The sequence below is a fragment of the Pseudomonas fluorescens genome, from assembly GCF_018614775.1.
GTDB classification, from domain to species: Bacteria; Pseudomonadota; Gammaproteobacteria; order Pseudomonadales; family Pseudomonadaceae; genus Aquipseudomonas; species Aquipseudomonas fluorescens_BY.
Map to the genome: position 1 here is coordinate 1 of NZ_JAGGOF010000125.1, position 12,727 is coordinate 12,727.

Annotated in this window: 11 protein-coding genes; 3 read left to right on the plus strand and 8 right to left on the minus strand. The window is 61.7% G+C overall.

The window, feature by feature from the left end; all coding sequences use genetic code 11:
- Nucleotides 1-44 precede the first annotated feature (44 nt).
- The 8 genes from J7E36_RS24905 to J7E36_RS24940 form a co-directional block, all read right to left on the minus strand.
- Nucleotides 45-1,196, minus strand: a complete 1,152-nt coding sequence (locus J7E36_RS24905) for an acyl-CoA dehydrogenase family protein (protein WP_215008972.1) — start codon at nucleotides 1,194-1,196, stop codon at nucleotides 45-47.
- A gap of 3 nt (nucleotides 1,197-1,199) precedes the next feature.
- Entirely contained in the window at nucleotides 1,200-2,306 is a 1,107-nt protein-coding gene (locus J7E36_RS24910) for an enoyl-CoA hydratase/isomerase family protein (protein WP_215008974.1), read from the minus strand.
- Between the two features lie 133 nt (nucleotides 2,307-2,439).
- The gene (locus tag J7E36_RS24915; protein ID WP_215008976.1) at nucleotides 2,440-3,147 is read right to left on the minus strand and encodes an HPP family protein; all 708 of its coding nucleotides are present in this window, start codon (nucleotides 3,145-3,147) and stop codon (nucleotides 2,440-2,442) included.
- 173 nt (nucleotides 3,148-3,320) lie between these two features.
- Nucleotides 3,321-4,700, minus strand: coding sequence for a UDP-glucose dehydrogenase family protein (locus J7E36_RS24920; protein WP_215008978.1), 1,380 nt, complete (start codon nucleotides 4,698-4,700; stop codon nucleotides 3,321-3,323).
- 239 nt (nucleotides 4,701-4,939) lie between these two features.
- Nucleotides 4,940-5,860, minus strand: a complete 921-nt coding sequence (locus J7E36_RS24925) for a LysR family transcriptional regulator (protein ID WP_215008980.1) — start codon at nucleotides 5,858-5,860, stop codon at nucleotides 4,940-4,942.
- A gap of 21 nt (nucleotides 5,861-5,881) precedes the next feature.
- Nucleotides 5,882-6,421: a hypothetical protein gene (locus J7E36_RS24930; RefSeq protein ID WP_215008982.1), complete on the minus strand. Its 540-nt coding sequence runs from the start codon at nucleotides 6,419-6,421 to the stop codon at nucleotides 5,882-5,884.
- Between the two features lie 38 nt (nucleotides 6,422-6,459).
- Nucleotides 6,460-7,263, minus strand: a complete 804-nt coding sequence (locus tag J7E36_RS24935) for a putative hydro-lyase (RefSeq protein WP_215008984.1) — start codon at nucleotides 7,261-7,263, stop codon at nucleotides 6,460-6,462.
- Between the two features lie 84 nt (nucleotides 7,264-7,347).
- Nucleotides 7,348-8,289, minus strand: coding sequence for a LysR family transcriptional regulator (locus tag J7E36_RS24940; RefSeq protein ID WP_215008993.1), 942 nt, complete (start codon nucleotides 8,287-8,289; stop codon nucleotides 7,348-7,350).
- A gap of 242 nt (nucleotides 8,290-8,531) precedes the next feature.
- On the opposite strand from J7E36_RS24940, the gene J7E36_RS24945 reads away from it, so the two are divergent.
- The 3 genes from J7E36_RS24945 to J7E36_RS24955 all read left to right on the plus strand — a co-directional run bounded on the left by J7E36_RS24945 (nucleotide 8,532) and on the right by J7E36_RS24955 (nucleotide 12,624).
- Nucleotides 8,532-9,758 (plus strand): OprD family porin, encoded by a 1,227-nt coding sequence (locus tag J7E36_RS24945; RefSeq protein WP_215008995.1) that lies wholly within the window; start codon nucleotides 8,532-8,534, stop codon nucleotides 9,756-9,758.
- 462 nt (nucleotides 9,759-10,220) lie between these two features.
- The gene (locus tag J7E36_RS24950) at nucleotides 10,221-11,663 is read left to right on the plus strand and encodes a coniferyl aldehyde dehydrogenase (protein ID WP_215008997.1); all 1,443 of its coding nucleotides are present in this window, start codon (nucleotides 10,221-10,223) and stop codon (nucleotides 11,661-11,663) included.
- 19 nt (nucleotides 11,664-11,682) lie between these two features.
- A complete protein-coding gene (locus tag J7E36_RS24955; protein ID WP_215008999.1) occupies nucleotides 11,683-12,624 on the plus strand; it encodes an alpha/beta hydrolase in 942 nt (313 codons plus the stop codon).
- Nucleotides 12,625-12,727: the final 103 nt, after the last annotated feature.

The window sequence follows — 12,727 nt, forward strand, 5'->3', positions numbered from 1 at the left end:
CGGAACCCTGTGGGAGCGAGCCTGCTCGCGATGCTTTTCAGCCGTCACACCAGGTAGTGCTTCAGCTCCCGGGCGATGACCATGCGCTGGATTTCGCTGGAGCCTTCGTAGATCTGGGTGATTCGCGCATCTCGGTAGTAGCGCTCTACCGGATAGTCCTCAAGATAACCGTAGCCGCCATGGATCTGTATGGCCGAGGAGCACACCTTTTCGGCCATTTCCGAGGCGAACAGCTTGGCCTGGGAGGCTTCTGACAGGCAGGGTTTGCCGGCGCTGCGCAACCGGGCGGCATGGAGGATCAGCAGGCGGGTGGCATTGAGGCGGGTGTGCATGTCGGCCAGCAGGTTGGCGATGCTCTGGTGTTCGCCAATAGGTTTGTCAAACTGCACCCGATCCCGCGAGTAAGCCAGGGCCGCCTCGAACGCGGCGCGGGCGATGCCCAAAGCCTGCGCGGCGATGCCGATGCGGCCGCCTTCGAGGTTGGAGAGGGCAATTGCCAGGCCTTTGCCCCGTGGGCCCAGCAGATTGGCTTCGGGAATGGCGCAGTTGCTCAAGGTCACGGCGCAGGTGTCCGAGGCACGGATGCCCATCTTGTGTTCGGTGCGGTCGACGATGAACCCCGGCGTATCGGTGGGCACCAAAAACGCCGAAATGCCTTTCTTGCCCAGATCCGGGTCCGTCACGGCAAACACAATCGCCAGTTTCGCCCGCTTGCCGTTGCTGACGAACTGCTTGGCGCCATTGATCACCCATTGGCCATCGCGCAATTCGGCGCGGGTGCGCAGGTTGTGGGCTTCGGAGCCGGCCTGGGGTTCGGTCAGGCAGAAGCAGCCAATGGCCTGGCCGCTGGCGAGGTCGCCCAGCCAGGTCTTTTTCTGCTCATCGGTGCCGAAATTCAGCACCGGGCCACAGCCCACCGAGTTATGGATGCTCATCAGCGCCCCGGTGGCGCCATCGCCGGCGGAAATCTCTTCCACCGCCAGGGCGTAGGCCACGTAGTCGACGTAGGTGCCGCCCCATTCTTCCGGTACCACCATTCCCAACAGGCCCAGTTCGCCCATCTTCGCCACGAGGCCGTCATCGATCCAGCCGGCTTTTTCCCAGGCCTGGGCATGGGGCGCGATTTCACCTCGGGCAAAGTCCCGGGCCATGTCGCGGATCATCACTTGTTCTTCGGTCAGTTCGAGGTCGTGCATGGCTCAGTTCCCGTGGTCGTCGAAGCCGTCGAAGAAACTCGCTACCTGCTGGGCGTCCAGCGCTTGCAACGTAGGTGGGTTCCAGCGTGGATTCTTGTCTTTGTCGATCAGCAAGGCGCGCACGCCTTCAATCAGGTCACCGCGTTCGAACCATTGCCGGTCCAGGTGCAGCTCCAGGGCAAAACAGTTCTCCAGGCTCAAATGCCGGCCGCGACGGAGCATCTCCAGGGTCACAGCCATTGCCAGCGGGGAGCGGGTTTCCAGCAGCTCGGCGGTCTTGACCGCCCAGTCATGGCTGTTGGCAACCGTGACTTCTCGCAACTGCTCGACCATGCTCGGCACATCGGACAGGGCAAAGAAGTGATCGATGGCCGGGCGCAGGTCGGCCAGGGGCGGCGCGGGGAGCTGCTGCACAGCGAGTTTTGCCAGCAGGCTCTGCAAATCTTTCAGCGGCGTGTCGTGCCATTCCAGCCGATCGAGACGCTCGTCGAGCTGCTCGATCTTACGGCTGTCCAGGTACCAGTCGGCCAATTTGCAGTACAACGCGTCGGCGGCGCGGATCTGCACGCCACTGACCCCCAGGTAGATGCCCAGCTCACCGGGAATGCGCGGCAGGAAATAACTGCCACCGACATCCGGGAAGTAACCGATGGCGACTTCCGGCATGCCCAGGCGGCTGCGTTCGGTCACGACCCGCAGGTCGGCGCCTTGCACCAACCCCATGCCACCGCCCAGGACGAAGCCGTCCATGAGGGCAAGGACCGGTTTGCGGTAGCGATGGATCGTCAGGTCGAGGGCATATTCCTCGACGAAGAAATCTTCATGCAGGGTGTCGCCCTGCTTGTGGCTGTCGTACAGCGTACGGATATCGCCGCCGGCGCAAAAGGCCTTGTCGCCGGCGCCCCGCAGGACCACGGCGCGAACCTGCGGATCGACGGCCCAGCGATCGAGCTGTTGCTGCAAGCTGCGCACCATGCCGAGGGTGAGCGCATTGAGGCCGGCAGGGCGGTTCAGGGTCAAGTGGCCAATGTGGTTGCGAACCTCGACCAGCACGTCATAAACCTGGGCTGCGACGGTTCCGCCGGCCTGTGATGAAACCTGAGCTGTCATCGCTAACTCCCTGCTTTTATTGTTCTTACGCATTTTTTTGCGCGTATCCGGACGGGATCCTACCAGTGCAAATTTGCACTGCACAACCGGCATACGTGCAGGTCCTTTCTGCATATTTATAGCAGCCACGGGATCATCCGCGACCCGACAGCACCTCCGTGATGCTACGACGCTTGGCATAGCGCTCGCTGGCGTGGATCAATTGTTCAAGATCCTCGGGCGTGACGTCGTAGAAGGCCTCCATTTCCGCCAGGGCCAGCTTCAAGTCTTCGGCGGTGATGGCCTGCCGGTCGACGGGAGGATGGTCGGCCGGGATGACGGCCACCGGCTCGCTGGCGCGCTTGGGGTAGCGCACCCGGGTCAGGTTGTTGTAGGCCAGGGCAAAGACCAGCAGGCCGGAGCCGGCCAGCATCGCGACACCGACGGCCTGCCAGTCCAGGGCAATCATGGACGGGTCGGCCAGCACCAGCGTCGCCGCCACCGCGCCCGCGGGTGGGTGCACACACCGCAACCAGCACATCAACACCAACGCCATGCCGGCCGCCAGGCAGGCGCTGCCCAGCGTGCGGCCCAGGACATGGGCCACCAGCAAGGCCACGACCGACGCACAGAGATAGCCACCGAAGATCGACCAGGGCTGGGCCAGGGCGCCCGAAGACACCGCGAACAACAGCACGGCCGAGGCGCCGAGTGGGCCAATCATGTGTTGCGCCACCTGGAGGCCAAACACCTGGCCGCAGAGCCAGACACTGAACATCGTTCCCAACGCCATGCCGATCGCGGCGCGGCTCCATTCGGTAGGACGGGTATTGATAGCTGCGGGGAACCAGCGAGAAAGCATTAAGCACAGATCCAGAACACGAACAAAAAAAGGGGCTTACGAGGATATCCCTGAAAGCCCTTTAAGTGTTCCAACAGTTGGGGGAGGAACGGCGCACAGTGTGCCGTTCACCACCGGCGCTTACAAATTCATATTAATGAGGCTTGAGTGCATTATTTTTGAGGTTAAGTGCTTCACGCACTTTTGGAGGCTTGAAACCAGGTTTGCTCGGCGATGGGCAAGTCCCGTGATTGTCCGCGCCCCATCGGAAAATAGGTGAAGCCTTTATCCGCCATGCGTTCGGGGTCATACAGGTTACGGCCGTCGAAAATCACCGGAGCCTTGAGCCGCTGCTGGATCAAGTCGAAGTCTGGCGCCTTGAAGGGCTGCCATTCGGTGCAGATGACCAACGCATCGGCGCCCGGCAACACCGATTCCGGCGTGCCCATCAGCATGAGTTTCGATTCGTTGGGGTAGAGTAGCTGGGTTTGCTGCATGGCCTCCGGGTCAAACGCACGGACACTGGCACCGGCGGCCCAAAGAGCTTCAAGCAGGGTACGGCTCGGTGCATCGCGCATGTCATCGGTGTTGGGCTTGAACGCCAGGCCCCACAGGGCGAAGGTCTTGCCGCGCAAGTCACCCTTAAAGAACGCATTGATGCGTTCGAACAGCTTGTGCTTCTGCCGCCGGTTGATCGATTCCACCGCTTGCAGCAGGTCGCTGGAACAGTGTGCCTGTTCAGCGCTGTGGATCAGGGCGCGCATGTCCTTGGGAAAGCACGAGCCACCGTAGCCGCAACCCGGGTAGATGAAGTGATAGCCGATGCGCGAATCGGCGCCGATGCCCAGGCGCACCGACTCGATGTCGGCCCCCAGGTGCTCGGCCAGTTCGGCGATCTGGTTGATGAAGCTGATCTTCGTCGTCAGCATGCCGTTGGCGGCGTATTTGGTCAGCTCGGCGCTGCGCAGGTCCATGAACAGCACCCGGTCGTGGTTGCGATTGAACGGGGCATAAAGGTCGCGCATGGTTTCGCGGACTTCATCACGCTCGCAGCCGATCACGATGCGATCCGGGCGCCGGCAATCGGCAACCGCCGAGCCTTCCTTGAGGAATTCCGGGTTGGACACGATATCGAACTGCAACAGGCGCCCGGCCTTGAGCAGGCATTTGTCGATATGCGCCCGCAGCACATCGCCGGTGCCCACCGGCACGGTGGACTTTTCCACCAGGATGAGCGGCTGCTCACGGTAGCGGGCGACGGCTTCCCCAACGGCCATGACCTGGCTCAAATCAGCCGAGCCATCGTCCCTGGAAGGCGTGCCGACCGCGATAAACAGCACCTGACCATGCTGCACGGCGAACTGCTCGTCGCCAGTGAAATGCAACCGCCCGGCCTCCAGCCCCTCACGCACCAACGCCGCCAACCCGGGCTCGAAGATACTCACCAGGCCCTGGCGCAAGTGCTCGACCTTCTGTTCGTCAACGTCCATGCACACCACATCGTGGCCCACCTCAGCCAACACAGCGGCTTGCACCAAGCCTACGTAACCACTTCCGAATACACTGATTTTCATGGCGGACTCCCTGGACCATTGGCACATCCAGCAGTTCGCCGCCGTGCGCTCAGACCAGATTAAGTCCGGGATATTGCAATTCACTGACAGCCGGCGGTTGCAGGTGTTTAGCAGGGAGGTACAACAAATCCGTGGGAGCGAGCTTGCTCGCGAAGAGGCCGAGCCAGCTGGCGCTATTGTTGGCTGACCCACCGCCATCGCGAGCAAGCTCGCTCCCTCAGGGGGGACAGCGCGCGAGCCTAACCCGCGTCCAGGCGGCAATCCGCAGGCAGCCCAGCGACAAACTCTTCGACCACATTCCGGGTCAGGCTGACAATGTCTTCCACCCGCTCCATGCCTGCCCCGGTGCGCCAACTGGCAACGATGTCCATCACCGCTGGCAAGGGCACGCCGTCCACCCGCTTCAGCGTGCCCTGGGCCAACTCACCCAGCACGAGCGCCGCCGGCATGGCGCCGATGCCGAAACCATCGCGAACCAGGCGAGTGATCGCCGACACCGAGTTCACACAATTGATGCGCGGCGAGACGATGTTGGCTGAGTGCAGCAGGTTAAGGATGTCCTGGTGAGGTCGGGAATTGCGCGAAAACGTGACGATGCGTTCCTGGGACAGGTCCTCCAGCGACGCATAGGGCCGGTCATAGAGCGAACCGGTGCGCACCACCCAATGCATCGGATAGCGCGTCAGCAGTGCATTGCGAACGCTGTCGAGGCGCAGGATGTCGGTCTGGAAAATGATGTCCTGATAGCCCTTTTCCAACTGCGAGCACAGGTTGCTAGCGGTGTCCGCTGACAGTTCGATTTCCAGCGCCGGGTAGCACGCCATCAGGCGCGTCACCAGCGGACTCAGCCAGGTGTGGATGACGGTGTCCATGGCACCAATGCGGATCCGCCCGCGCACCTGGCGCGGATCCTTGATCACCGCCTTCATGCTTTGCATGGTGTCCATGATGCGCTCGGCATATTCCAGTACCCGCTGGCCTTCGGAAGTCAGCGACACCCCTTTGGCGTCACGCACGAACAGGCGTACGCCCATCTCATCCTCCAGGGCGGCGATGCGGCTGGAGACGGACGCCTGGGTGGTGAACAACTTTTCCGCCGTCAGGCGAAAGCTCTTCAGGCGGGCGACCCAGACGAAGGTTTCGAGGAACTTGATGTTCACTGGGGGCGATTCCTTGAAGGGTTATGGCCGCAGGTTATCCAGGTACTGGATCACGTCTTGAAGCTCGCTTACGTCCGGCACCTCCCTCATGGCAGCGTCAAGGCTGCACCAGGGATAGTCCAGCGGCGATACCCAGGCCATGATCCTCGGCAGATCGGAAGCCGGCAGGGTTTTCATGTGCTCGAGGGTGATCGTCAGTCGCTGGACCCGTTTCGATTCCGGATGGAACTGCCAGTCATACAGACCGCAGCCAACACGCGCCTCGCCACTGTGCTTGTCCGACATCGCCACCAGCCATTTGCACTGGAACGCTTCGGCGTCCGCAGCCGGTGGCGCGCCCAGGCAAAACGTGTAGACGTTTTCGAAGGTCTGGCCGAAGCGACTGACCAGCACGTCGCCGATGGCGGTACGGCCTTCGACGTGGTCGGGAAACGAAATGGCGCCCGTGCGCACGACCATGTCGAGGACCGCATCCGCCACAAAGGCCCGTTCCAGCAGGTGAGGGCGGTTACCATCCTTGGCCTGGATGTACGCTTGAATCGATTGCCGAGCGGTGTTCATCGTCTATCCCTAACAGGTTGAGAAAGCTTATTGGAGGCTTATAAATCACGGTTCCACAGATCCGTCACCAGCATGCAACCCGGCGCATGGGTGATGCACAGCGGTGGACGCGAGGCCTGGACCACCGATTGAGGCGTCACGCCACAGGCCCAGAACACCGGGATCTCGTCCGCCTCGACGGGCACGGCGTCGCCGTAATCCGGTTTGTCCAAGGCGTGGATGCCGATCAGTGACGGGTCTCCGATGTGCACCGGCGCCCCATGGACATTGGGCATGCGCCCGGTGATCTGGATCGCCTGGATCGCCGCCGCGGCCTTCAGCGGTCGCATGGTCACGACCATTTTTCCAGACAGGCGGGCGGTCGGGCGTGTGTCGATGTTGGTCCTGAACATTGCGATATTGCGGCCCAGGTCAATGTGCCTGAGGTGAATGCCGGCTTCCAGCAGCGGTTGTTCGAATGAGAACGAGCAGCCCAGGGCGAAGGCGACCAGATCGTCCTGCCACAGGTGCTCGATGTCCAGCGGCTCTTCGCTCAGCTCGCCGTGGCGATAGACCCGGTAGCGGGGCACTTCATGGCGGATGTCGATGGGTACGCCCAGGTTGCGAAAGAACGGATCCCCGGGCTCGGTCACGTCGAGGAGCGGGCAGGCCTGTCGATTGAGGGTGCAGTAGCGCAGGAACTCATTGGCCCAATCACCGGGCAACATCACGATATTGGCTTGCACCCGACCCTGGCCCAAGCCGCTGGTATGGCCGTGGTACTGGCCGGCGGCGATGCGCTGGCGCAGGGCGAGCGGGTCGCACTGGCGAAGCTGTTCAAAGGACAGAACGGGTTGACTCATCGCGATATCTCCAGGGGTTCTTGGCTCTTTTTTAGAGCGCCCTGGCGATGACGTCCAACAAGGAATCCTGGTACCCACGGACAACTAAATCTTATGACCGTCCAGGCCCGGTGCCGCGACCATGCGCTGCGGGCCGACATCAATGGCGTATTGGCTGACCACCTGGCGGCTCATCTGGACGATGCTCTCGATCAATTCCAGGCCTACGCCGGCGCGCCAGGAGGCCACGACGTCGAGCTGGGGCAGGGCGGTGCCGGGTTCCAGGATAATCAGCTCGCCGCTGGCCAGGGGTTTGGCCACGAGGGCGGCCGGCAAGGCGCCGATGCCGAAGCCGTCACGAATCAACCGGGTCATGGCCGACACCGAGTTGACGCAACTGACGCGCGGTGCACCGACTCCGTGGGCGTACAGCAGGTTGAGCACATCCTGGTGCGGGCGTGAGTGCTTGACGAAGGTGATGATGCGTTCGCTGGCCATTTCTACCAGCGAGGCATAGGGACGGGCGTAGATCGACTGGCTGGCGGCCACCCAATGCATGGGATAGTGCGCCAATTCGAGGTTACGCACGCTTTCGTGGCGGACCGGATCAGTCTGGAATGCGATGTCCAGATAACCCTTTTGCAACTGCTCGCAGAGGTTGCGCGCAGCGTCGGCGGTGATTTCGATTTCAACGGCGGGAAAGGCCTGCATCAGCATCGACATCAGCGGACTGAGCCAGGTGTGGATCACCGTGTCCATCACGCCAATGCGCACCAGGCCCTGCTGCGGGCTGCTGGTGTCCAATGACTGCTTCAATGCGCGCTGCACCTCAAGCATCTGCTCGGCGTAGTCGAGCACCTTGAAGCCCTCGGGCGTCAGCGTCACCCCGCGCGAATCGCGCACGAACAGGCGCAGGCCCAGCTCTTCCTCCAACGAGGCGATGCGACTGGAGATCGCCGCCTGGGTGCTGAACATTTTCTCGGCAGTGAGGCTGAAGCTTTGCAGCCGGGCGACCCAGACGAAGGTTTCGAGGAATTTGAGGTTCATGTGGGTTCTCTTGGCACTTGTCGTTCTTATGGTTGCAATTGTTACTCCAGAACCGACCGATGCGGGCATCAAATTTTCTTATGTCCGACTGGGCTTTTTTCCCGTTTGACGCTGGTGAACTCCGACCCGAAGAATCCGCTCCACGACGCAGGCCACTGCGTCCGTTTCTCACTACAGCGCCTTCACAATAAAAACATCGGACGCTCCTAGCGGCTTCGTTCGCGTCCGGAAAAGGAGCACGCATGCGACATCTCACCTTCACCCCATTCGGTACGTTGATCAGCTTGAGCCTGATCGGTGTGCCGGCCGCCCATGCGGATTTCATCGCCGACAGCAAAGGCAGCCTGGAGGCTCGCAACTTCTATTTCAATCGCGACTTTCGCCAGGAAGGCGCGCGGGACAAGGCTGAAGAGTGGGCGCAAGGCTTCCTGCTGCGCATGGAGTCGGGCTACACCGCCGGGACCGTGGGGTTCGGCCTGGATGCTTTGGGCATGGCCGGTTTCAAGCTGGACTCCGGTGGCGGGACGGCGGGTACCAATCTGTTGCCGGCGGATCTGTCGGGCGGTTCCCAAGACCGTTATGGCGAACTGGACCTGACCGCCAAAGTACGCGTGTCCAACAGCACCTTGAAGCTGGGGACGCTGCAAATCAAGGACCCGGTGGTGAGCTCCAACGACACGCGCCTGTTGCCGGGCACCTTCAAGGGCGGGCTGGCGAGCGTGCAGGAGATCGACCATTTGAAGCTGACCGGCGGGCAACTCACGCAAATCAACTTCGTCGACTCCACCGATTACCAGGACATGACCGCCAACCGCATCGGTGGCAACAGCGATAAATTCCAGTTCGCCGGCGCGGATTACCAGTTCCTGCCCAATCTCACGGCGCAATACCGCTACGGCAAGCTGGAGGACATCTACCAGCAACACTACCTCGGCTTTGTTCATACCCTGGATTTGGGGGCCGGCCAGTCGCTCAAGAGTGACGTGCGCTATTCGCGCAGCACCGGGGACGGCAACTTCCGCAATCTGGACAACCAGGCGTTCGGCGCGTTGTTCACTTACAGCCTCGCAGGCCATGCGCTGGGCCTGGGTTACCAACGCATGAGCGGCGACGATCCTTTTCCGTACATCAGTCGCAGCGATCCGTACCTGGTCAACTTCGTGCAGATCGGCGACTTCGCCAACATTGACGAGCGCTCATGGCAGGCCCGTTATGACTACAATTTTGCAGCACTGGGCGTACCGGGGCTGACCTTCATGACCCGCTACATTTGCGGCGACAACGTGCAACGAGCCGCCCCCGGTGAGGGCAAGGAATGGGAGCGCAACACCGACATTGCCTACGTGGTGCAAGACGGGACGCTGAAAGGGCTGGGGGTGAAATGGCGCAATGCTTCGGTGCGCTCGAACTTTGGCAATGACCTGGATGAAAACCGCCTGATCGTCAGCTACACGATGACGCTTTGGTAGCGTGGGAAACGCGAATATGCACAGCCCCTTCAGCATGGCGAGGGGGCTTGGTGTGTGCTTTCGCTGTATCTGCAGACACCGGCAGGGCGGTCGCGGGAGGCTGCGGCTGAAAATCCGTAGCACGTCGGCCGCTCTCAATCCTGCGGGACTGGGTTGGCCCTCACAGCTGAGCGATGCTTTTAGTTAATAAAAATAATCAGTTATCAGTTTTTCCCTCTTTTCCAGAAGCCTTGAGATGTTCTCATCGCCGGGCAGCTTCTCTATGGGTTGCTACCTTCGCTTATCGTTGAAACCAATAGTTCCTGGGCCTTATCGCTCATGGTCGTGCTGTTAAGTTAGGAAACTTAATGGTTTCCTTTGTCTTGTTTTTTGTCATACTCATCCGGCGAAGCGGCAGAGATGCCTGACTCGCCGGGCATTTAGTACTGACTTATAACAATTCAATCAGCAGGAATTCACGCCATGAGCATTCTCGGTCACCACGATGCGGCGGTCAGCGCCGAACAACTCGCTGCGGCGCTCGCGCGGATGAAACGGGCCCACCTGGACGAGGGACCCGCCAGCCTGGCGCTACGCCGCGACCGCCTCGACCGGGCGATTGCCCTGTTGCTGGATAACCGCGAAGCCCTCGTCACGGCAATATCCGCGGATTTCGGCAACCGCAGCCGCGAACAGACGCTGCTGACGGATATCGCAGGTTCCGTGGCCAGCCTCAAGCATTGCCGAGAGCACATGGCCGAGTGGATGCAGTCCGAGGCGCATCCTGCACCGTTTGCCGGTTGCGAGGCGCGGGTCGATTATCAGCCGTTGGGCGTGGTGGGCGTGATCAGCCCCTGGAACTTCCCTATCGTGCTGGCCTTCGGGCCCCTGGCAAGCATCTTCGCGGCCGGTAACCGGGCCATGCTCAAGCCTTCGGAGTTGACCCCTCGCACCTCGGCGTTGCTCGCCGAGTTGATCGCCCATTATTTCGACGAGCGCGAACTGACCACGGTGCTGGGTGGTGCAGAGGTCGGCGCGTTGTTCAGTGGGCAGCCTTTCGACCACCTGATCTTTACCGGGGGAACGGCCGTGGCGCGGCACATCATGCGAGCGGCCTCGGACAATCTCGTGCCGGTGACCCTCGAGTTGGGCGGCAAGTCGCCGGTGCTGGTTTCGCGCAGTGCCGATCTGGCGACCGTGGTCCAGCGGGTGCTGACGGTGAAGACCTTGAACGCCGGACAGATCTGCCTGGCGCCCGACTATGTGCTGCTGCCGGAAGAGTGGCTGGAGGCGTTTGTCGCCGAGGCGGTGCGTTTTGTCAGTGCCCTGTACCCCACATTGCTGGATAACCCGGATTACACCTCCATCATCAACCCGCGCAATTTCGCTCGTCTGCAAGGTTACCTCGTCGATGCCCATGCCAAAGGCGCACGGCTGATCGAGATCAACCCGGCGCAGGAAGACCTGAGCGATCGCCAGACCCGCAAGATCGCCCCGACCCTGGTGCTCAATCCCAACGAGCAGATGCAGGTGCTGCGCGAGGAGATCTTCGGTCCGCTGTTGCCGATCAAGACCTACCGGGATTTCGCCACGGCGATCGACTACGTCAACGAACAGCCAAGGCCGTTGGCAGCCTATTACTTTGGCGAGGACGCCGCTGAACGTCAGCAGGTGCTGGAGCGCACGACCTCGGGTGGGGTGGTGATCAATGACGTCATGAGCCATGTGTTGTTCGAAGCGCTGCCATTTGGCGGAGTCGGTCACGCCGGCATGGGCGCCTATCATGGTGTCTATGGTTTCCGGACGTTCAGCCATGCCAAGGCGGTGGTGGTGCAGAGCCCGATCGGTGAGTCCAACCTGGCGATGCGCGCACCCTACGGCCCGATGATTCACGGCCTGCTGGATCAATTGTTGACGGCCCATTGAGCCGCTTGGGAGCGTGACCATGAACAGGCTGCAAACCCTCAAGGCCAAGCTGCTGCGCGCCTTTGCCAAGCGCATGAAAGGCAAGTTCGTCTACGACGCGGCGCAGTATCCGCTACGGCTGGTCGACGAGCGATTCATCCCGACTGGCTGGGGGCCGGCGCGGGCATTGTTCTACTGGCCCACTGCGCCGTCCCGGGAACCCATGCCGGTGTACCTGAACCTGCATGGCGGCGGTTTCGTCGCCGGCGTGCCGGAGCATGACGACAGCTACTGCCGCCGCCTGGCGCACAACCTCGGTTGCCTGGTGGTCAATCTGGATTATGTCCTGGCACCCGAATATCCGTTTCCCGCAGGGCTGAGGCAAAGCTTCGAGGTGCTGGAGTGGCTGGCCGATCAGTCCGCGGCGCTGGGCATCGACCCACAGTGCATGGCCGTTGGCGGGCACAGCGCGGGCGGCAACCTGGCCACCGGCCTGGCCAGCCTGGCGCGGGGGCATCAACGCTTGCGTGTGGTGCATCAGGTCATCGACTACGCGGCCTTGGACCTGGCGATAGATCCAGGGTTGAAGCTTTCGCCCCTTGAGAAACCCTTGCTCGGTGCGGGCCTGGTACGTTTTTTCAACAGCTGCTACCTGAGCGATCCCGATCAGGCGCGCAATCCCTTGGCTTCGCCGCTGCTGGCAACGGTTGAGGCGTTGCGCGCGATGCCCGCGGCCACAGTGATCACCGCCGAGTACGACATCTTGCGCGCCGAAGGCGAGGCTTACGCAGAGAAGTTGCGCCAGGCCGGTGTGACGGTGAAGGAGCGGATGTTCACCGGTTGCGATCACATGTTCACCCACTTGGGGCCGGATGCGTCGGCGCAGGAGGCCTGGCAGTTTATCGAGGATGCGCTGCGCGACGCGTTTCTCAATTCGACGATGGAGAAGGCCGGTAGCGCATACGGCAATGCGCTTGTTTGAGTGGCCTGGCAAATCTGTGGGAGCGAGCCTGCTCGCGATAGCGGTGTGTCAGGCAGCGTCGACGCAATTGTGCCGACGTCATCGCGAGCAAGCTCGCTCCCAC

Excerpts from the sequence above, each read along its gene's own strand:
- J7E36_RS24905 (WP_215008972.1), bottom strand. The coding sequence starts at position 1,196 with ATGCACGACCTCGAACTGACCGAAGAACAAGTGATGATCCGCGACATG.
- J7E36_RS24910 (WP_215008974.1), bottom strand. The coding sequence starts at position 2,306 with ATGACAGCTCAGGTTTCATCACAGGCCGGCGGAACCGTCGCAGCCCAG.
- J7E36_RS24915 (WP_215008976.1), bottom strand. The coding sequence starts at position 3,147 with ATGCTTTCTCGCTGGTTCCCCGCAGCTATCAATACCCGTCCTACCGAA.
- J7E36_RS24920 (WP_215008978.1), bottom strand. The coding sequence starts at position 4,700 with ATGAAAATCAGTGTATTCGGAAGTGGTTACGTAGGCTTGGTGCAAGCC.
- J7E36_RS24930 (WP_215008982.1), bottom strand. The coding sequence starts at position 6,421 with ATGAACACCGCTCGGCAATCGATTCAAGCGTACATCCAGGCCAAGGAT.
- J7E36_RS24935 (WP_215008984.1), bottom strand. The coding sequence starts at position 7,263 with ATGAGTCAACCCGTTCTGTCCTTTGAACAGCTTCGCCAGTGCGACCCG.
- J7E36_RS24940 (WP_215008993.1), bottom strand. The coding sequence starts at position 8,289 with ATGAACCTCAAATTCCTCGAAACCTTCGTCTGGGTCGCCCGGCTGCAA.
- J7E36_RS24945 (WP_215008995.1), top strand. The coding sequence starts at position 8,532 with ATGCGACATCTCACCTTCACCCCATTCGGTACGTTGATCAGCTTGAGC.
- J7E36_RS24950 (WP_215008997.1), top strand. The coding sequence starts at position 10,221 with ATGAGCATTCTCGGTCACCACGATGCGGCGGTCAGCGCCGAACAACTC.
- J7E36_RS24955 (WP_215008999.1), top strand. The coding sequence starts at position 11,683 with ATGAACAGGCTGCAAACCCTCAAGGCCAAGCTGCTGCGCGCCTTTGCC.